This window comes from Xenorhabdus sp. TH1 (assembly GCF_037260955.1).
GTDB classification, from domain to species: domain Bacteria; phylum Pseudomonadota; class Gammaproteobacteria; order Enterobacterales; family Enterobacteriaceae; genus Xenorhabdus; species Xenorhabdus griffiniae.
Genome location: NZ_CP147734.1, coordinates 3,562,079 through 3,580,287 on the forward strand (window position 1 = coordinate 3,562,079; position 18,209 = coordinate 3,580,287).

Annotated in this window: 11 protein-coding genes, 3 tRNA genes and 3 rRNA genes; 3 read left to right on the forward strand and 14 right to left on the reverse strand. The window is 46.5% G+C overall.

Annotated elements, in window-relative coordinates:
- Positions 1 to 31: 31 nt before the first annotated feature.
- A complete protein-coding gene (ilvC, locus tag WDV74_RS15525) occupies positions 32 to 1,510 on the reverse strand; it encodes a ketol-acid reductoisomerase (RefSeq protein ID WP_338883715.1) in 1,479 nt (492 codons plus the stop codon).
- A gap of 160 nt (positions 1,511 to 1,670) precedes the next feature.
- Here ilvC and ilvY point away from each other — a divergent pair, with 160 nt between their 5' ends.
- Positions 1,671 to 2,552 (forward strand): HTH-type transcriptional activator IlvY, encoded by an 882-nt coding sequence (gene ilvY / locus WDV74_RS15530; RefSeq protein WP_338883716.1) that lies wholly within the window; start codon positions 1,671 to 1,673, stop codon positions 2,550 to 2,552.
- A 139-nt stretch (positions 2,553 to 2,691) separates the two neighbouring features.
- On the opposite strand, the gene ilvA is transcribed toward ilvY, so the two are convergent.
- The 6 genes from ilvA to ilvL form a co-directional block, all read right to left on the reverse strand.
- Positions 2,692 to 4,242, reverse strand: a complete 1,551-nt coding sequence (gene ilvA / locus WDV74_RS15535; RefSeq protein ID WP_338885629.1) for a threonine ammonia-lyase, biosynthetic — start codon at positions 4,240 to 4,242, stop codon at positions 2,692 to 2,694.
- The gene (gene ilvD, locus WDV74_RS15540) at positions 4,242 to 6,092 is read right to left on the reverse strand and encodes a dihydroxy-acid dehydratase (RefSeq protein ID WP_189760759.1); all 1,851 of its coding nucleotides are present in this window, start codon (positions 6,090 to 6,092) and stop codon (positions 4,242 to 4,244) included. The genes ilvA and ilvD overlap by 1 nt, the downstream gene beginning before the upstream one ends.
- A gap of 75 nt (positions 6,093 to 6,167) precedes the next feature.
- Complete coding sequence (locus WDV74_RS15545; RefSeq protein ID WP_338803996.1) at positions 6,168 to 7,094, reverse strand: branched-chain amino acid transaminase; 927 nt, start codon at positions 7,092 to 7,094, stop codon at positions 6,168 to 6,170.
- A 24-nt stretch (positions 7,095 to 7,118) separates the two neighbouring features.
- Positions 7,119 to 7,376 carry an acetolactate synthase 2 small subunit gene (gene ilvM, locus WDV74_RS15550; RefSeq protein WP_193851637.1) on the reverse strand — a complete coding sequence of 86 codons (258 nt, stop codon included), beginning with the start codon at positions 7,374 to 7,376 and terminating at the stop codon, positions 7,119 to 7,121.
- The gene (gene ilvG, locus WDV74_RS15555; protein ID WP_338883718.1) at positions 7,373 to 9,019 is read right to left on the reverse strand and encodes an acetolactate synthase 2 catalytic subunit; all 1,647 of its coding nucleotides are present in this window, start codon (positions 9,017 to 9,019) and stop codon (positions 7,373 to 7,375) included. The genes ilvM and ilvG overlap by 4 nt, the downstream gene beginning before the upstream one ends.
- Positions 9,020 to 9,161: 142 nt before the next feature.
- Positions 9,162 to 9,257 (reverse strand): ilv operon leader peptide, encoded by a 96-nt coding sequence (gene ilvL, locus WDV74_RS15560; protein WP_152669737.1) that lies wholly within the window; start codon positions 9,255 to 9,257, stop codon positions 9,162 to 9,164.
- A gap of 604 nt (positions 9,258 to 9,861) precedes the next feature.
- Between ilvL and WDV74_RS15565 the strand changes: the two genes are divergently transcribed.
- Positions 9,862 to 11,388 carry a YifB family Mg chelatase-like AAA ATPase gene (locus WDV74_RS15565; RefSeq protein WP_338883720.1) on the forward strand — a complete coding sequence of 509 codons (1,527 nt, stop codon included), beginning with the start codon at positions 9,862 to 9,864 and terminating at the stop codon, positions 11,386 to 11,388.
- Between the two features lie 62 nt (positions 11,389 to 11,450).
- Here WDV74_RS15565 and WDV74_RS15570 read toward each other — a convergent pair whose 3' ends face one another.
- The gene (locus WDV74_RS15570; RefSeq protein ID WP_189760754.1) at positions 11,451 to 11,789 is read right to left on the reverse strand and encodes a DUF413 domain-containing protein; all 339 of its coding nucleotides are present in this window, start codon (positions 11,787 to 11,789) and stop codon (positions 11,451 to 11,453) included.
- A gap of 116 nt (positions 11,790 to 11,905) precedes the next feature.
- On the opposite strand from WDV74_RS15570, the gene hdfR reads away from it, so the two are divergent.
- Positions 11,906 to 12,757: an HTH-type transcriptional regulator HdfR gene (gene hdfR, locus WDV74_RS15575; protein WP_338883722.1), complete on the forward strand. Its 852-nt coding sequence runs from the start codon at positions 11,906 to 11,908 to the stop codon at positions 12,755 to 12,757.
- A gap of 210 nt (positions 12,758 to 12,967) precedes the next feature.
- Here hdfR and WDV74_RS15580 read toward each other — a convergent pair.
- From WDV74_RS15580 to WDV74_RS15605, 6 genes are all read right to left on the reverse strand, one after another.
- A tRNA-Trp gene (locus tag WDV74_RS15580) sits at positions 12,968 to 13,043 on the reverse strand.
- 8 nt (positions 13,044 to 13,051) lie between these two features.
- Positions 13,052 to 13,128, reverse strand: a tRNA-Asp gene (locus tag WDV74_RS15585).
- A 54-nt stretch (positions 13,129 to 13,182) separates the two neighbouring features.
- Positions 13,183 to 13,298: ribosomal RNA gene (gene rrf, locus WDV74_RS15590) — 5S ribosomal RNA — on the reverse strand.
- Between the two features lie 89 nt (positions 13,299 to 13,387).
- Positions 13,388 to 16,299, reverse strand: a 23S ribosomal RNA gene (locus WDV74_RS15595).
- A gap of 188 nt (positions 16,300 to 16,487) precedes the next feature.
- Positions 16,488 to 16,563 (reverse strand) — tRNA-Glu (locus tag WDV74_RS15600).
- Positions 16,564 to 16,644: 81 nt separating this feature from the next.
- A 16S ribosomal RNA gene (locus WDV74_RS15605) occupies positions 16,645 to 18,186 on the reverse strand.
- Together the 16S, 23S and 5S rRNA genes with 3 tRNA genes alongside form the textbook arrangement of a ribosomal RNA operon.
- Positions 18,187 to 18,209: the final 23 nt, after the last annotated feature.

Sequence of the window (18,209 nt, forward strand, 5' to 3'; positions counted from 1 at the left end):
ATAAAGTCACTTCGGGCAGGATAACATTGTATTAACCACCAACCGCAATGCGTTTCATATCCGTCATATAACCACGCAAAGTACGGCCGATAACTTCAATCGGGTGGTTACGGATCGCCTCATTCACATCACGCAACTGCGCATTATCAATGCTACGATCTGCAACTGCTTTTCCTAAATCTCCGGCTTGCAGGGTTGCCATGAATTTCTCTTTCAGCAACGGAACAGCGACGTATGAGAACAGATAGTTACCATATTCCGCAGTATCAGAAATTACCACGTTCATTTCATACAGACGCTTGCGAGCAATGGTATTCGCAATCAATGGCAGTTCATGCAAAGATTCATAATAAGCAGACTCTTCAACGATGCCAGTATCTACCATCGTTTCAAATGCCAGTTCTACCCCTGCTTTGACCATGGCAATCATCAGGACACCATGATCAAAGTATTCTTGCTCACTGATCTGCCCTGTATAGTCCGGATAATTTTCGAATGACGTTTTACCCGTTTCTTCACGCCAAGCCAGCAAGTTTTTATCCCCATTTGCCCAATCTGCCATCATTGTGGAAGAGAATTCACCAGAAATGATGTCATCCATATGTTTCTGGAACAGCGGAGTTAACATGTTTTTCAGTTGTTCAGACAAAGCATAAGCACGCAATTTCGCTGGGTTGGAAAGACGATCCATCATTAATGTAATGCCGCCTTGTTTCAGCGCTTCAGTGATAGTTTCCCAACCAAACTGGATTAATTTTCCGGCATAACCGGAATCAACACCATCAGCAACCAGTTGGTCATAGCACAACAAAGAACCTGCCTGTAACATGCCACACAAGATGGTTTGTTCTCCCATCAAGTCTGATTTAACTTCTGCTACGAAGGAAGATTCCAGTACGCCAGCGCGGTGCCCTCCTGTTGCGGCTGCCCATGCTTTCGCAATCGCCATCCCTTCGCCTTTTGCATCATTTTCTGGATGTACAGCAATCAGAGTGGGTACACCGAATCCACGCTTATACTCTTCACGCACTTCCGTACCCGGACATTTAGGTGCAACCATCACAACGGTAATATCTTTGCGTATTTGCTCACCCACTTCGACGATGTTGAAGCCGTGAGAATAGCCCAGCGCTGCCCCTTCTTTCATCAAGGGTTGCACTGCTTGAACCACCGCGGAATGCTGTTTGTCTGGCGTCAGGTTGATAACCAAATCAGCCTGTGGAACTAACTCTTCATAAGTGCCAACTTTGAAACCATTTTCGGTTGCTTTACGCCATGATGGTCGCTTTTCATCAATCGCTTCTTTACGCAAGGCATAAGCAATATCTAAACCAGAATCACGCATATTCAGTCCCTGGTTTAGCCCTTGCGCACCACAACCGATGATCACCACTTTCTTGCCTTTCAAATACCCTGCTTCGTCAGCAAATTCTTCCCGCGCCATAAACCGACATTTGCCTAACTGCGCCAATTGTTGGCGTAAGTTCAACGTATCAAAATAATTAGCCATGGTGACTCCGATATAATAATTAGGTGTGAGGTCGTTTGCATAGAAACAATATATGACATGCGAGCCATTGCTGAAATTGATATATTAACAAGACTACATTGCAGTTTATGCAACAAACTTTTTCACGACAAACAACCTCTCAATAAAGGGCCTAAAAACGATGGATCTACGTGATTTAAAACTGTTTTTACACCTTGCGGAAAGTTGTCATTTTGGCCGCTCAGCCAAAGCCATGCACGTCAGCCCATCCACACTTTCACGCCAGATCCAGCGCCTTGAGGAGTTATTGGGGCATCCGCTTTTTCTGCGGGATAACCGAACAGTAAAATTGACCGCCGCCGGTGAACAATTCAAACAATTTGCCCAGCAAACTCTCCTGCAATATAAACAGTTACAGCATTCATTAAACCACCAAAGCCCATCACTGACAGGAGAGTTACGTCTATTCTGTTCAGTCACGGCTGCGTATAGCCATCTTCCACAAGTATTGGATAAATTTCGGGCAGAACATCCGTTGGTGGAAATTAAACTGACAACAGGAGATGCTGCTGATGCCGTTGATAAAATTCAATCCGATGCTGTAGATTTAGGAATTGCAGGCAAGCCAGAGAAACTGGCTGATAATGTCAGCTTTACCAAAATAGGCGAAGTACCATTGGTATTGATTGCCCCTGCTCTGCCTTGTATCGTGAGAAATCTCGCTATACAAGAACATCCCGACTGGAATAACATCCCTTTTATCCTGCCTGAGCATGGGCCTTCCCGCAGGCGCATTGAACTGTGGTTTCGGCGGCATAAGATCCTGCACCCCGTCATTTACGCAACAGTTTCCGGCCATGAAGCGATTGTTTCTATGGTAGCACTAGGTTGCGGGATTGCACTGATCCCTACGGTTGTGGTCGAAAATAGCCCTGAACCTGTACGTAACCGAATTTCACTGCTGGAAAATATTGCACTGGTCGAACCGTTTGAATTGGGTGTCTGTGCGTTGAATAAACGCTTAAACGAACCGTTGATTAAGGCATTTTGGGAACTATTGTAGTCTGACTATCGTTATTATTTGGCTAGCTTGCAATTGCTAATATCTCCCCCTCTACGCGGGGAGATATTAGACGCATCTTGAAAGGCAATTGGTATTTTTAGAAGATATTTTGCTGTTTATTTCTTTAACTGATTGATGATTAAGTCAGAAATAATTTAAATGAAGGATTATCGGTTTCATCATGATATTCATAGCCCAGCACATCCAAATGGCGATCAAAACAGACTTCTGGTCCTGAAAGTTCAAAGGCAGCTAATACACGCCCATAATCCGTGCCATGACTGCGGTAATGGAACAGTGTGATATTCCAATGCGTCCCTAATGTTTGCAAAAATTTCAGCAAAGCTCCCGGAGATTCAGGAAAGGCAAAACTAAACAATCGCTCCTGCAACGGCTTGGATGGCCTGCCACCGATCATATAACGAACATGCAGCTTCGCCATTTCATCATCCGTAAAATCAGCAACTTGATACCCCGATGTTTTTAATTCTTCAATGATTTCACGACGCTCAGTATTTCCCCGACTCAATCTGATACCAACAAAGATACAGGCTTGGTTTGGATCTGTTGCATCCGAATAACGATAGCTAAATTCAGTGACGACACGAGTACCCAATATCTGGCAAAACTGTAAGAAACTCCCCTTTTGTTCAGGGATAGTCACCGCCAACAAAGCTTCGCGTTGCTCTCCAAGTTCGCAGCGCTCTGAAACGTAACGCAATCCATGAAAATTCACATTAGCCCCAGAAAGAATATGTGCCAGCCGTTCTCCCTGAATCTGGTGTTGCTGGACATATTTCTTCAAGCCTGCCAGCGCCAGAGCACCAGAAGGTTCAGCCACAGCCCTGACATCTTCAAAGATATCTTTCATGGCAGCACAGATAGCATCACTGTCTACTGTAATGACATCATCGACATATTGCTGGCATAAGCGAAACGTTTCGTCGCCAATGCGTTTAACCGCCACACCTTCCGCGAATAATCCAACTCTCGGCAAATCGACCGGATGCCCAGCTTCCAGTGCGGCTTTCAAACAGGCAGAATCCTCGGCTTCCACACCAATGATCTTCATTTCAGGTACAAGCTGTTTAATGAGAACAGCAACCCCTGCAATCAATCCGCCACCACCAACCGGAACAAAGATACGATCAAGATGAACATCCTGCTGTAACAACTCCATTGCCAGTGTCGCCTGGCCTGCAATCACGACAGGATGGTCAAAAGGTGGAACGAAGGTGTAACCGTGCTCTTTTGCCATCTCAATGGCTTTTGCTTTCGCTTCATCAAAGTTCGTACCATGCAACAGCACCTCGCCACCAAAACTACGGACTGCATCGACTTTAATATCCGCTGTCGCTATCGGCATGACAATAGTGGCTTTTATGCCAACCTTACTGGCCGATAATGCAACGCCTTGCGCATGGTTGCCCGCGGAAGCCGTGATGACACCTTTACTTTTTTGTTCTTCCGTCAAACCTGCGATCATCGCGTACGCACCGCGCAATTTGAAACTATGTACCAGCTGGCGATCTTCCCGTTTAACCAAAATCGTATTGCCTAAACGCGCAGAGATTTTTTTCATTTCCTGTAAGGGAGTGACTTGAGCAATATCATAAACTGGCGCACTCAGTGCCGCCTTGAGATATTCCGCTCCCTTGGGTTCAGTATTAAGAGGATAAACCGCCACAATCAACTCCCCAGTTTGGTTTTATCGCGCACAGCGCCTTTGTCAGCACTGGTCGCCAATGAAGCATAAGCACGTAATGCCAAAGAAACCTGACGTTCACGGGACTTAGGTGTCCATGCTTTATCTCCGCGAGATAATTCAGCCTGTGTACGTTCTGCCAGTTCTGTTTCCGTCACATCCAACTGAATTTTACGGTTTGGAATATCAATATTGATGATATCACCGTCATAAATCAGACCAATCAAGCCACCATTTGCCGCTTCTGGAGAGACGTGACCAATAGATAAACCCGATGTTCCGCCTGAGAAACGTCCATCCGTAATCAATGCACAACTTTTTCCCAATCCCATCGATTTCAGATAGGTGGTGGGATAGAGCATTTCTTGCATACCTGGACCACCTTTCGGCCCTTCATAACGAATAACAACTACGTCGCCCGCCACGACTTTTCCACCGAGAATGGCTTCTACTGCCTCCTCCTGGCTCTCGTAAACTTTGGCTGGGCCACGGAAAGTCAGGATTTCTTTATCAACGCCTGCTGTTTTTACAATGCAGCCATCTTTTGCAATGTTGCCGAACAAAACAGCCAATCCACCATCCTGACTGTAAGCATGGTTACGTTCACGAATACATCCTGTCTCACGATCGGCATCCAACGACGGCCAACGACAATCTTGTGAGAAAGCTTGTGTGGTACGAATGCCTGCTGGCCCCGCGGCATACATCCTTTTAACGCTTTCATCTTTTGTCAGCATGATGTCGTATTGGGCCAACGTTTGTGGCAAATCCAAACCCAAAACATTTTTCACATCACGGCGCAAAAGCCCCGCCCGATCAAGCTCACCAAGTATCCCAATCACTCCACCAGCACGATGGACATCTTCCATGTGGTATTTCTGGGTACTCGGAGCAACTTTACATAAATGCGGCACCTGACGAGACAGACGATCAATATCCGCCATCGTGAAGTCAACTTCAGCTTCCTGTGCTGCGGCCAACAAATGCAAAACGGTGTTAGTCGATCCCCCCATCGCAATATCCAATATCATGGCATTTTCAAATGCCGCTTTGGTCGCGATACTACGCGGGAGAGCGCTGGCATCATCTTGTTCATAATAGCGTTTAGTCAGTTCAACAATGCGTTTACCGGCATTGATAAACAGGGTCTTACGATCAGCATGAGTAGCGAGCAGTGACCCATTACCTGGCTGTGAAAGTCCAAGTGCTTCGGTCAAACAATTCATCGAATTCGCCGTAAACATCCCTGAGCAAGAGCCACACGTCGGACAGGCAGAACGTTCGATTTGTTCGCTCTGTTCGTCACTGACATTGGGATTGGCACCCTGAATCATGGCATCAACCAAATCCAGTTTGATCAGCTGATCGGATAATCGCGTCTTACCCGCTTCCATTGGGCCACCAGAAACGAAAATAACCGGAATATTTAAGCGCAAAGATGCCATCAACATGCCTGGCGTGATTTTGTCACAGTTGGAAATACATACCATAGCATCAGCACAGTGGGCATTGACCATGTATTCCACTGAGTCAGCAATCAACTCCCGCGAAGGTAACGAATAGAGCATTCCACCATGCCCCATTGCGATACCATCATCAACAGCAATGGTATTGAACTCTTTCGCAACCCCTCCTGATGCCTGAATCTGTTCTGCCACCAGCTTACCGAGATCACGCAGATGTACATGTCCTGGTACAAACTGGGTGAATGAGTTAACAACCGCAATGATAGGTTTTCCAAAATCTGCATCTGTCATACCTGTGGCTCGCCATAAGGCGCGGGCTCCCGCCATATTGCGGCCATGAGTCGTCGTGGCAGAACGGTATTTAGGCATTGTCTTCACTCCCAAGTCTTATCAATTAACTAAAACAGGCGGGGAACGACCGCCCGTTGGGTTTTATATTTTTTATTACGGATTAATCGGATCCAACCAACCCCATTTATCTTCTGTCGTACCATCAAATAAGCCAAAGAACGCACTTTGGATTTTTTTAGTAATTGGGCCGCATTTACCAATACCCACCTGAATACCATCTACACTACGAACCGGAGTGATCTCCGCAGCCGTTCCTGTCATAAAAACTTCATCCGCTAAATAAAGCGATTCGCGAGAAAGTACCTGTTCACGAACTTCCAGGCCAAGATCCCGTGCTAACTTGATGATGGCATCACGGGTGATCCCTGGCAGGGCAGATGAAGTAAATGGCGGTGTAAATAGAATTCCATCCTTCACTTCAAATAGGTTTTCACCCGCACCTTCTGAAATATAACCATGCACATCCAGTGCAATACCTTCCTGATAACCATGGCGTCGTGCTTCACTTCCCACCAGTAAAGAAGAGAGATAATTACCTCCCGCTTTTGCGCTTGTAGGGATCGTATTTGCTGCCATGCGATTCCATGAAGAAACCATCGCATCAATACCCTGCTCTAAGGCTTCCTCACCGAGATAAGCGCCCCACGGGAAAGCAGCAATGATAACGTCTGTTTGATAACCAGCAGGTGGGTTTACTCCCATGCCAACATTCCCCACAAATACCAATGGGCGAATATAAGCACTGACCAATTTATTTTTACGCAGCGTTTCACGGCAAGCGTCCATCAATTCGTCCACACTTTGACTGACGGGAAAACGGTAAATCTTGGCTGAGTCACGCAAGCGCTGCATATGTTCACGATGACGAAAAACAACAGGCCCTTTGTGAGAGTCATAGCAACGAATCCCTTCAAATACCGAAGTACCATAATGTAATGCATGGGACATAACATGAACTTTAGCCTCTGCCCACGGCACCATTTCCCCATTGAACCAAATATAATCAGCTTGCTTTGTCATTCTCAGTTTTCCTTCAAGGGCGCATTATGCGCTTATTAATCGTGATTCTTTATGTTTGATCTCAACACCCGCAACGTCCACCAATTTCAGCAGTTGGGAAAAAAGTAAATTAACTGGACGTTGGCTAGACACGGTGAGTTCAATATTTACATTATCACTATCTGTTATATGATCCATATTCAATGCGCATATCTGAAATCCGCGGTGGCGGGTAACTCTCAAAATTCGTTCCAAAATCTCAGGACAGAACCGCGCCTTAATAGCAAGTTGATGCTGTATCATAATGATTTCTCCAACATGGTTTCGTTGCTTGCACCCGGTGGAACCAATGGCCAGACATTCTCTAATTCATCAATAGACACATGTAATAAATACGCGCCCTCGCTGTTGAACAAAGCATCCAATGCTTCATCCACTTGTGCTTTGTGAGTTACTCTCTGTCCCGGAATACCAAACGCCTGCGCCAACGTAAGAAAATCAGGATTATCAGTTAAGATCGTTTCGCTATAACGTTTGTCAAAAAACAGCTCTTGCCACTGGCGAACCATACCCAATCTTTGGTTATCCAATAAGATCAATTTGACCGGCAATTGCTTGCGTTTAATCGTGCCCAATTCCTGAACATTCATCATGAAGGAACCGTCACCAGATATGCAGATAACCATATCTTCAGGACGAGCCATCTGGGCGCCAATCGCCGCCGGAATACCAAATCCCATCGTGCCTAATCCACTTGATGTGATGAAGTTTTCTGGCTGACTAAAAGTCATGTGCTGAGCCGCCCACATCTGATGCTGACCAACATCGGTTGTGATAACCGTACTGGACGAAGCACGTTCAGAAACCTGCTTTAACAGTAACGGAGCATAAATACTTTCACCCTGATAGTCATAACGCCATGCATGTTCGTTTTTTAATTGTTTGATTTCTTGCTGCCAGGCTTGGATAGATAAAGGTTGTTGTAAATGAGGCAATAGCGTTTTTAAATCGCCCAGTAATGACACATGGGTTTGACGTAATTTATTGAATTCAACAGGATCAATATCCAAATGAATAACGTTGGCATGAGGTGCAAAGGTATTCAGCTTCCCTGTAACACGGTCATCAAAACGCGCGCCAGCAGCAATTAACAAATCACAGGATTGAACAGCAAGATTAGCCGCTTTAGTACCATGCATCCCTAACATGCCCAAATAACATTCATGTTCAAAATCTGCCGCTCCCAATCCTTTCAATGTGGAAACAACAGGAATACCCGTTTCAGAGACAAAATGACGTAATTCAGGAACAGCGCCAGACATGCCAATCCCACCACCCACATACAAAATAGGTTTTCGAGATGAAGCTAACAATTGACGGGCTAATTCAATCTCTTGTTTTGGAAGAGAAAACTGGGGAGATGCTGGTATTAAATAGGGGGCAAAATCACCTTGAGCTAACTGAATATCTTTTGGTAAATCAATCAGAACAGGGCCTGGGCGACCACTCATGGCAATGGAGAAGGCATCGGCCATGATTTGAGGTAATTTTTCCAGTGAATCAACAAGAAAGCTGTGTTTTGTACAAGAAAGAGACATTCCCAGTATATCAATTTCCTGAAAAGCATCCGTCCCGATAAATTCAGAGCTCACCTGTCCGGTAATCGCGACAACAGGCACAGAATCCAATAATGCATCAGCCAACCCCGTGATTAGGTTTGTCGCTCCAGGCCCTGATGTCGCGATGCAAACACCCGGCTTGCCACTTGCCCTTGCATAGCCAATTGCTGCCATAACAGCGCCTTGTTCATGGCGGCACAAAATATGCTCAACACCGCCATCATACAGCGCATCATAAACTGGCATGATGGCTCCACCTGGATAACCAAAAACTTTTTCAATTCCCTGTTTTCGTAATGCCTCTACAACCGATTGTGCCCCGTTCATTGCCGTCTCCCCTGTTATGTTTACCTTGTCATTGGCTGTTGTGATGTTTTATGACTTCTGCTTATCGAACCCAGTATCAGACCTAAAAAAAACCCCCGCGCCTTTCGGTGCGGGGGTTTTTGGAATCTGGCTATTCTTCTGTCTAAGCCGTTCTTCGTCCAAGTGCCGCCCCGCACGGTGGGATAATCACCACCACGCTCACAATAATTAGGCTAATCACTAGGACAAATGCGTTCATAATTTACTTTATTCGTTTTTCATTCGTATGCTTGACGTATATTTAAGAGTTATCACTTTCTATGATTGTTGACAACGATTATTTTTATTTTTTTATAATTAAATTATTTTATTTATATTTTTCATTTAGATAACTAAGAAACAGTTAAATCCACTGGAATTCATTCATTTTTAGCTCAGAAAAAATTACTATCTGTTTGTTTAATAAAATTATTAAACAATAAAATAATAAAAAAATGTGTTAATCGTCTAAGTCTCGATAACATGACAAAAATGTGATCGAAATTAATTCTTATGGTTAATGATTACCATGATAAACAGTATATAGAACTAAAAATTATTAAATTAATATTATGTATTTTATATGATTATAATTATCAACGAATACCTCTTATTGTCGTTATATTTTTTTATCATAAAAGTTCCAGATTGCTAGAATATTCATATATAACACTATGTTATTATTAAAATTCAAACGACTGAATAGTGTCAGCATTCTCATAATAATAAATATATTTACGAACCTTTTCACAAAACAATGAAAGGCAACTTTTCATTATTTTTTATCAATCCATGATAACAGCTTTCTTGCTAAGGAGAGCATCATGGCACTGGCCGTTATTCATACACGGGCAACAATTGGTATTGATTCCCCTATCGTCACGATAGAAGCACATATCAGTAATGGTTTACCCGGTCTCACCCTTGTTGGTTTACCTGAAACTACCGTAAAAGAAGCCAGAGATCGTGTCCGAAGCGCTCTGATCAATAGTGGTTTTACTTATCCTCCCAAAAGGATCACTGTCAATTTGGCACCAGCAGATCTCCCCAAAGAAGGGGGAAGATACGATTTACCCATCGCGATTGCAATTTTAGCCGCATCAGAGCAAATCACGACAGATAAGCTACATAATTACGAGTTTTTAGGTGAGTTAGCACTCTCTGGTGAAATACGGAAAATTACGGGAGCAATTCCCGCCGCATTGAGTGCAAAAAGAGCAGGAAGACAGCTAATCCTCTCCTCAGAAAATCAAGCTGAACTGGCAATTTTGTCTCAGAACGAAACATTAATGGCAAATCATTTGCTACAAGTTTGCCACTTCTTACAGGGAGAAACAGCGGCTTTATCCTCTCCTCCTCTTGGCGAACTACAGACTGAAGCATTTATTCTGGATATACAGGATATTATTGGGCAGGAACAAGCTAAACGCGCATTGGAGATCACCGCGGCTGGCGGTCATAATCTTCTGCTACTCGGCCCTCCAGGCACTGGCAAAACTATGCTTGCCAGCCGATTATGTGGCTTATTACCACCATTAACGCATCAGGAAGCGCTAGACGTCGCTGCAATCAATAGCTTAGCTGGATGTCCAGTTAATCCTCAAAAATGGCATATACGCCCATTTAGAGCCCCTCATCATAGTTCTTCAATGGCAGCTCTTGTCGGAGGAGGTTCAATACCTAAGCCGGGAGAAATTTCTCTCGCCCATAATGGGGTGTTATTTCTGGATGAATTACCTGAATTTAATCGTAGTGTCCTTGATGCCCTGCGGGAACCGCTAGAATCTGGCGAAATAGTAATATCCCGTGCCAGAGCAAAAGTCCGTTTTCCTGCCCAAGTTCAATTGATTGCAGCTATGAATCCTAGCCCAACCGGTTATCATCAAGGAATGCATAACCGAAGTAGCCCACACCAAGTATTACGTTACCTCTCTAAACTATCAGGCCCTTTTTTAGATCGTTTTGATCTCTCTATTGAAGTTCCTCTGCTCCCTCCAGGAACTTTAAGTCAATCATCAACAAAATATGGAGAAAGTAGTCAAGAAATCAAAAAACGCGTAGCAAGGGCAAGAAAAATACAAGTAGAACGCTGTGGGCACATCAATGCCCATCTCAGTAGCAAACAAACCGAAGATATTTGCAAAATTAGTATGGAAAATGCCGTTTTTCTGGAAAATACTTTATTGAAATTAGGACTATCTATACGTGCTTGGCACAGAATACTTAGGGTTTCTCGCACAATTGCAGACTTAAAAGAACAAGCAAGAATAGAAAAACCAGATATTATGGAAGCACTCAGCTATCGAAGTATGGATAGGTTACTTATTCAATTACAGAAGCAGGCTGGATAAGTTATTGGCTAAAAGAGAGGCAATCGCCCCTCTTGCGTAGGTGATTAATAACAATGATGGTATTAATCATCAGTATCGGTATAGTCCTCTGAAGAATCAATCTGCGGTTTTCCGCCGGAAAGAGTATGAAAACGTTTTGGACGGCTAATTTTTTCCAAATACTTAGTCCATACCTTTTCCTCTGTTGTTGCAGGTGCACGTTCACCACGGCAAACTGCAACAAACAGTTTTTCTTCTTCTGTTTGAGGTTCACGTTTACCAAGGTCCAATTCATTGAACGCATGACCATAACGTTCTAGCAATTGAGCCTCTTTGATGGTGAAATCACCATGACGGGAAAATCCACGTGGATAATTTTTATTATCAAAAAAACGATTAGTCGTGATGAAGCTTTCAGCCATCTGACACACTCCTAACTCTAAGTCATACTAATTTATGGCGCGGAGTATTAGGGAGGCTTGACATTCTGTAAAACAAAATATTTAAATCTTAACGACAAAAACTATTGGAGATACATGTGGACACTGAATTACTGAAAACCTTTTTGGAAGTCAGTAAGACTCGTCACTTTGGTCGGGCAGCTGAATCGCTCTATTTAACACAATCCGCTGTTAGTTTTCGTATCCGCCAACTAGAAAATCAATTGGGTACCAATCTATTCACACGACATCGTAATAATATCCGCCTAACTGCAGCCGGAGAACGTCTGGTACCTTATGCAGAATCACTAATGAATACCTGGCAATTAGCGAAGAAAGAAATCAATTATGTCGCCCAGCATTCAAAACTCTCTATCGGCGCTACAGCATCCCTATGGGACAGCTATCTAACATCCTGGATAAATACATTTTATCAACTCCATCGGGAAACAAGAATCGAGTCTCTAGTTTCGACACGCCAGTCGCTAGTCAAACAATTACATTCTCGTGAATTGGATCTCTTAATTACTACTGAACCCCCCAAAATGGATGAGTTTCAAAGTCAGTTGATAGGTAATATCCAGCTTATTTTATTAACAACCCAGCATAATCTTGATAAGGGCGTAGAAAATTATATTAAATTAGAGTGGGGAGCTGATTTTCACCAACAAGAACAACAAATCTTAAAGAACGATCATCCCCCTATCATTACAACCACATCAGCACATATTGCCAAAGAGTTATTGGATAGTGTTAATGCTGCTACCTTCCTTCCTGTACATTGGCAAGAACAATATCCAAAACTCATTGCCTTACCTAATAATCAGTTAATAGAGCGACCATTGTACGCTGTATGGCTACAAAACAGTGACCAACAAGCGCTTATCCAACAATTATTAAAAATTCCTGTTGAGAAAGCACCTGTAACTACCCAAAAACAACTTTTATAGAAAAAATAAGGATTGATGTACGGTTATAGAGCACTATAAGGTAGCGCCCACAAAGACATTAGAATGACACGAGACTAGAAGTTAAAACCCTATGTCAGAACGATAATACGTTAGAACTGAGCAAGAAAATGATAAATAAGAAAAAACCCAGCTAAAATTAGCTGGGCTATTAATTTGAATAGCTATATCAATTATTACTTATTTGTTAACTGGCAGGGGCGGAGAGGCTCGAACTCCCAACACCCGGTTTTGGAGACCGGTGCTCTACCAATTGAACTACGCCCCTAAATACGGTGGCGGTGCGGACGGGACTCGAACCCGCGACCCCCGGCGTGACAGGCCGGTATTCTAACCAACTGAACTACCGCACCACCGAATTTCTTTTTTCTTGCTGCCTTTTGTGCCGGCAACACTTATAAATTGATGTCTGGCAGTGCCCTACTCTCACATGGGGAGACCCCACACTACCATCGGCGCTACGGCGTTTCACTGCTGAGTTCGGCATGGGGTCAGGTGGGACCACCGCGCTATTGCCGCCAGACAAATCCTGTTTTCAATCCCGAACAAGCTGTTTTTCTACGCTGAAACCCTTCTCTCTCTTTCCACTCCCGAAAACCCCTTCGGTGTTGTCAGGTTAAGCCGCACGGTTCATTAGTACCGGTTAGCTCAACGTCTCGCAACGCTTACACACCCGGCCTATCCACGTCCTCGTCTCGAACGTTCCTTCAGTACCCTCTAGGGGTAAGGGAAGACTCATCTTAAGGCAAGTTTCCCGCTTAGATGCTTTCAGCGGTTATCTCTTCCGCACTTAGCTACCGGGCAGTGCCATTGGCATGACAACCCGAACACCAGTGGTGCGTCCACTCCGGTCCTCTCGTACTAGGAGCAGCCCCTTGCAATCTTCCAACGCCCACGGCAGATAGGGACCGAACTGTCTCACGACGTTCTAAACCCAGCTCGCGTACCACTTTAAATGGCGAACAGCCATACCCTTGGGACCTACTTCAGCCCCAGGATGTGATGAGCCGACATCGAGGTGCCAAACACCGCCGTCGATATGAACTCTTGGGCGGTATCAGCCTGTTATCCCCGGAGTACCTTTTATCCGTTGAGCGATGGCCCTTCCATGCAGAACCACCGGATCACTAAGACCTACTTTCGTACCTGCTCGAGCCGTCACTCTCGCAGTCAAGCTAGCTTATGCCTTTGCACTAACCTCACGATGTCCGACCGTGATTAGCTAACCTTCGTGCTCCTCCGTTACACTTTGGGAGGAGACCGCCCCAGTCAAACTACCCACCAGACACTGTCCGCAACCCGGATAACGGGCCGGCGTTAGAACATCAAACATTCAAGGGTGGTATTTCAAGGATGGCTCCATGCAGACTGGCGTCCACACTTCCAAGCCTCCCACCTATCCTACACATCAAGGCTCCATGTTCAGTGTCAAGCTATAGTAAAGGTTCACGGGGTCTTTCCGTCTTGCCGCGGGTACACTGCATCTTCACAGCGAGTTCAATTTCACTGAGTCTCGGGTGGAGACAGCCTGGCCATCATTACGCCATTCGTGCAGGTCGGAACTTACCCGACAAGGAATTTCGCTACCTTAGGACCGTTATAGTTACGGCCGCCGTTTACTGGGGCTTCGATCAAGAGCTTCTCGCCGAGGCGATAACCCCATCAATTAACCTTCCAGCACCGGGCAGGCGTCACACCGTATACGTCCACTTTCGTGTTTGCACAGTGCTGTGTTTTTATTAAACAGTTGCAGCCAGCTGGTATCTGCGACTGGCCTCGGCTCCGGAAGCAGGTTCCTTCACCTAACGCCAGCGTGCCTTCTCCCGAAGTTACGGCACCATTTTGCCTAGTTCCTTCACCCGAGTTCTCTCAAGCGCCTGAGTATTCTCTACCTGACCACCTGTGTCGGTTTGGGGTACGATGGACCCGAATCTGGAGCTTAGGGGCTTTTCCTGGAAGCGGGGCATCAGCAACTTCAGCACCGTGGTGCCTCGTCATCGTGCCTCAGTGTTGTGGCTAACCGGATTTGCCAAGTTAGCCCACCTACACACTTAAACCGGGACGACCGTCGCCCGGCTTGCCTAGCCTTCTCCGTCCCCCCATCGCAATTCGGGCCCGTACAGGAATATTAACCTGTTTCCCATCGACTACGCTTTTCAGCCTCGCCTTAGGGGTCGACTCACCCTGCCCCGATTAACGTTGGACAGGAACCCTTGGTCTTCCGGCGAGCGGGTTTTTCACCCGCTTTATCGTTACTTATGTCAGCATTCGCACTTCTGATACCTCCAGCCCACCTCACAGTGGACCTTCAACGGCTTACAGAACGCTCCCCTACCCAACGACACTTACATGTCGCTGCCGCAGCTTCGGTGCATGGTTTAGCCCCGTTACATCTTCCGCGCAGGCCGACTCGACCAGTGAGCTATTACGCTTTCTTTAAATGATGGCTGCTTCTAAGCCAACATCCTGGCTGTCTGAGCCTTCCCACTTCGTTTCCCACTTAACCATGACTTGGGGACCTTAGCTGGCGGTCTGGGTTGTTTCCCTCTTCACGACGGACGTTAGCACCCGCCGTGTGTCTCCCGTGATAACATTCTTCGGTATTCGCAGTTTGCATCGGGTTGGTAAGTCGGGATGACCCCCTAGCCGAAACAGTGCTCTACCCCCGAAGATGAATTCACGAGGCGCTACCTAAATAGCTTTCGGGGAGAACCAGCTATCTCCCGGTTTGATTGGCCTTTCACCCCCAGCCACAAGTCATCCGCTAATTTTTCAACATTAGTCGGTTCGGTCCTCCAGTTAGTGTTACCCAACCTTCAACCTGCCCATGGCTAGATCACCGGGTTTCGGGTCTATACCCTGCAACTTAACGCCCCGTTAAGACTCGGTTTCCCTGCGGCTCCCCTATGCGGTTAACCTTGCTACAGAATATAAGTCGCTGACCCATTATACAAAAGGTACGCAGTCACCCTGATAAATCAAGGCTCCCACTGCTTGTACGTACACGGTTTCAGGTTCTTTTTCACTCCCCTCGCCGGGGTTCTTTTCGCCTTTCCCTCACGGTACTGGTTCACTATCGGTCAGTCAGGAGTATTTAGCCTTGGAGGATGGTCCCCCCATATTCAGACAGGATAACACGTGTCCCGCCCTACTCATCGAACTCACAGCCTGTGTCTCTTCGTGTACGGGACTATCACCCTTTACTGTGCGCCTTTCCAGGCGCTTCCACTGACACACACACTGATGCTGGTTCTGGGCTCCTCCCCGTTCGCTCGCCGCTACTGGGGGAATCTCGGTTGATTTCTTTTCCTCGGGGTACTGAGATGTTTCAGTTCCCCCGGTTCGCCTCATTAACCTATGGATTCAGTTAATGATGGTGCAACGGATTGCACCGGGTTTCCCCATTCGGACATCGCCGGCTGATAGCGCTTCATATCAGCTCACCGGCGCTTTTCGCAGATTAGCACGTCCTTCATCGCCTCTGACTGCCTAGGCATCCACCGTGTACGCTTAGTCGCTTAACCTCACAACCCGAAGAAGTCTTCCGGTCGGAGTGTTGAGAGTTTCACCAATGTTATCATTCCATAACATTGACGGTTTCAAATTTTCAGCTTGTTCCAGATTGTTAAAGAGCGAATATTGCTAAACCGACGCGCACGTCCGCTTAACAATATTTCAGTGGTACCGCCTTTCACCCGCTACCTGAGCAAGATGGCGTCCCCTAGGGGATTCGAACCCCTGTTACCGCCGTGAAAGGGCGGTGTCCTAGGCCTCTAGACGAAGGGGACGTAAAGTCTTCTTCGCAGACGCTTGCTCTGCTTTTTTCATCAGACAATCTGTGTGGGCACTGCACAATCACTATCGTTTGGTAAGGAGGTGATCCAACCGCAGGTTCCCCTACGGTTACCTTGTTACGACTTCACCCCAGTCATGAATCACAAAGTGGCAAGCGCCCTCCAAAAGGTTAAGCTACCTGCTTCTTTTGCAACCCACTCCCATGGTGTGACGGGCGGTGTGTACAAGGCCCGGGAACGTATTCACCGCAGCATGCTGATCTGCGATTACTAGCGATTCCGACTTCATGGAGTCGAGTTGCAGACTCCAATCCGGACTACGACAGACTTTATGAGGTCCGCTTGCTCTCGCGAGGTCGCTTCTCTTTGTATCTGCCATTGTAGCACGTGTGTAGCCCTACTCGTAAGGGCCATGATGACTTGACGTCATCCCCACCTTCCTCCGGTTTATCACCGGCAGTCTCCCTTGAGTTCCCACCCGAAGTGCTGGCAACAAAGGATAAGGGTTGCGCTCGTTGCGGGACTTAACCCAACATTTCACAACACGAGCTGACGACAGCCATGCAGCACCTGTCTCACGGTGCCCGAAGGCACTCCCGCATCTCTGCAGAATTCCGTGGATGTCAAGAGTAGGTAAGGTTCTTCGCGTTGCATCGAATTAAACCACATGCTCCACCGCTTGTGCGGGCCCCCGTCAATTCATTTGAGTTTTAATCTTGCGACCGTACTCCCCAGGCGGTCGATTTAACGCGTTAGCTCCGGAAGCCACAGCTCAAGGCCACAACCTCCAAATCGACATCGTTTACAGCGTGGACTACCAGGGTATCTAATCCTGTTTGCTCCCCACGCTTTCGCACCTGAGCGTCAGTCTTCGTCCAGGGGGCCGCCTTCGCCACCGGTATTCCTCCACATCTCTACGCATTTCACCGCTACACGTGGAATTCTACCCCCCTCTACGAGACTCTAGCCAACCAGTCTTAGATGCCATTCCCAGGTTAAGCCCGGGGATTTCACATCTAACTTAATTGGCCGCCTGCGTGCGCTTTACGCCCAGTAATTCCGATTAACGCTTGCACCCTCCGTATTACCGCGGCTGCTGGCACGGAGTTAGCCGGTGCTTCTTCTGTGGGTAACGTCAATCACAAGGTGTATTCGACCCTGTGCCTTCCTCCCCACTGAAAGTACTTTACAACCCGAAGGCCTTCTTCATACACGCGGCATGGCTGCATCAGGCTTGCGCCCATTGTGCAATATTCCCCACTGCTGCCTCCCGTAGGAGTCTGGGCCGTGTCTCAGTCCCAGTGTGGCTGGTCATCCTCTCAGACCAGCTAGGGATCGTCGCCTAGGTGGGCCATTACCCCACCTACTAGCTAATCCCATCTGGGTTCATCCGAAGGCGTGAGGCCCGAAGGTCCCCCACTTTGCTCCTTAGAGATTATGCGGTATTAGCCACCGTTTCCAGTGGTTATCCCCCGCCCTCGGGCAGATCCCCAGACATTACTCACCCGTCCGCCGCTCGCCGGCAGGAAAGCAAGCTCTCCCCCGCTGCCGCTCGACTTGCATGTGTTAGGCCTGCCGCCAGCGTTCAATCTGAGCCATGATCAAACTCTTCAATTAAAAGTTTGATGCTCAAAGAATTT

Excerpts from the sequence above, each read along its gene's own strand:
- ilvY (WP_338883716.1), top strand. The coding sequence starts at position 1,671 with ATGGATCTACGTGATTTAAAACTGTTTTTACACCTTGCGGAAAGTTGT.
- WDV74_RS15545 (WP_338803996.1), bottom strand. The coding sequence starts at position 7,094 with ATGACAAAGCAAGCTGATTATATTTGGTTCAATGGGGAAATGGTGCCG.
- ilvD (WP_189760759.1), bottom strand. The coding sequence starts at position 6,092 with ATGCCTAAATACCGTTCTGCCACGACGACTCATGGCCGCAATATGGCG.
- ilvC (WP_338883715.1), bottom strand. The coding sequence starts at position 1,510 with ATGGCTAATTATTTTGATACGTTGAACTTACGCCAACAATTGGCGCAG.
- WDV74_RS15565 (WP_338883720.1), top strand. The coding sequence starts at position 9,862 with ATGGCACTGGCCGTTATTCATACACGGGCAACAATTGGTATTGATTCC.
- ilvM (WP_193851637.1), bottom strand. The coding sequence starts at position 7,376 with ATGATACAGCATCAACTTGCTATTAAGGCGCGGTTCTGTCCTGAGATT.
- ilvG (WP_338883718.1), bottom strand. The coding sequence starts at position 9,019 with ATGAACGGGGCACAATCGGTTGTAGAGGCATTACGAAAACAGGGAATT.
- WDV74_RS15570 (WP_189760754.1), bottom strand. The coding sequence starts at position 11,789 with ATGGCTGAAAGCTTCATCACGACTAATCGTTTTTTTGATAATAAAAAT.
- ilvL (WP_152669737.1), bottom strand. The coding sequence starts at position 9,257 with ATGAACGCATTTGTCCTAGTGATTAGCCTAATTATTGTGAGCGTGGTG.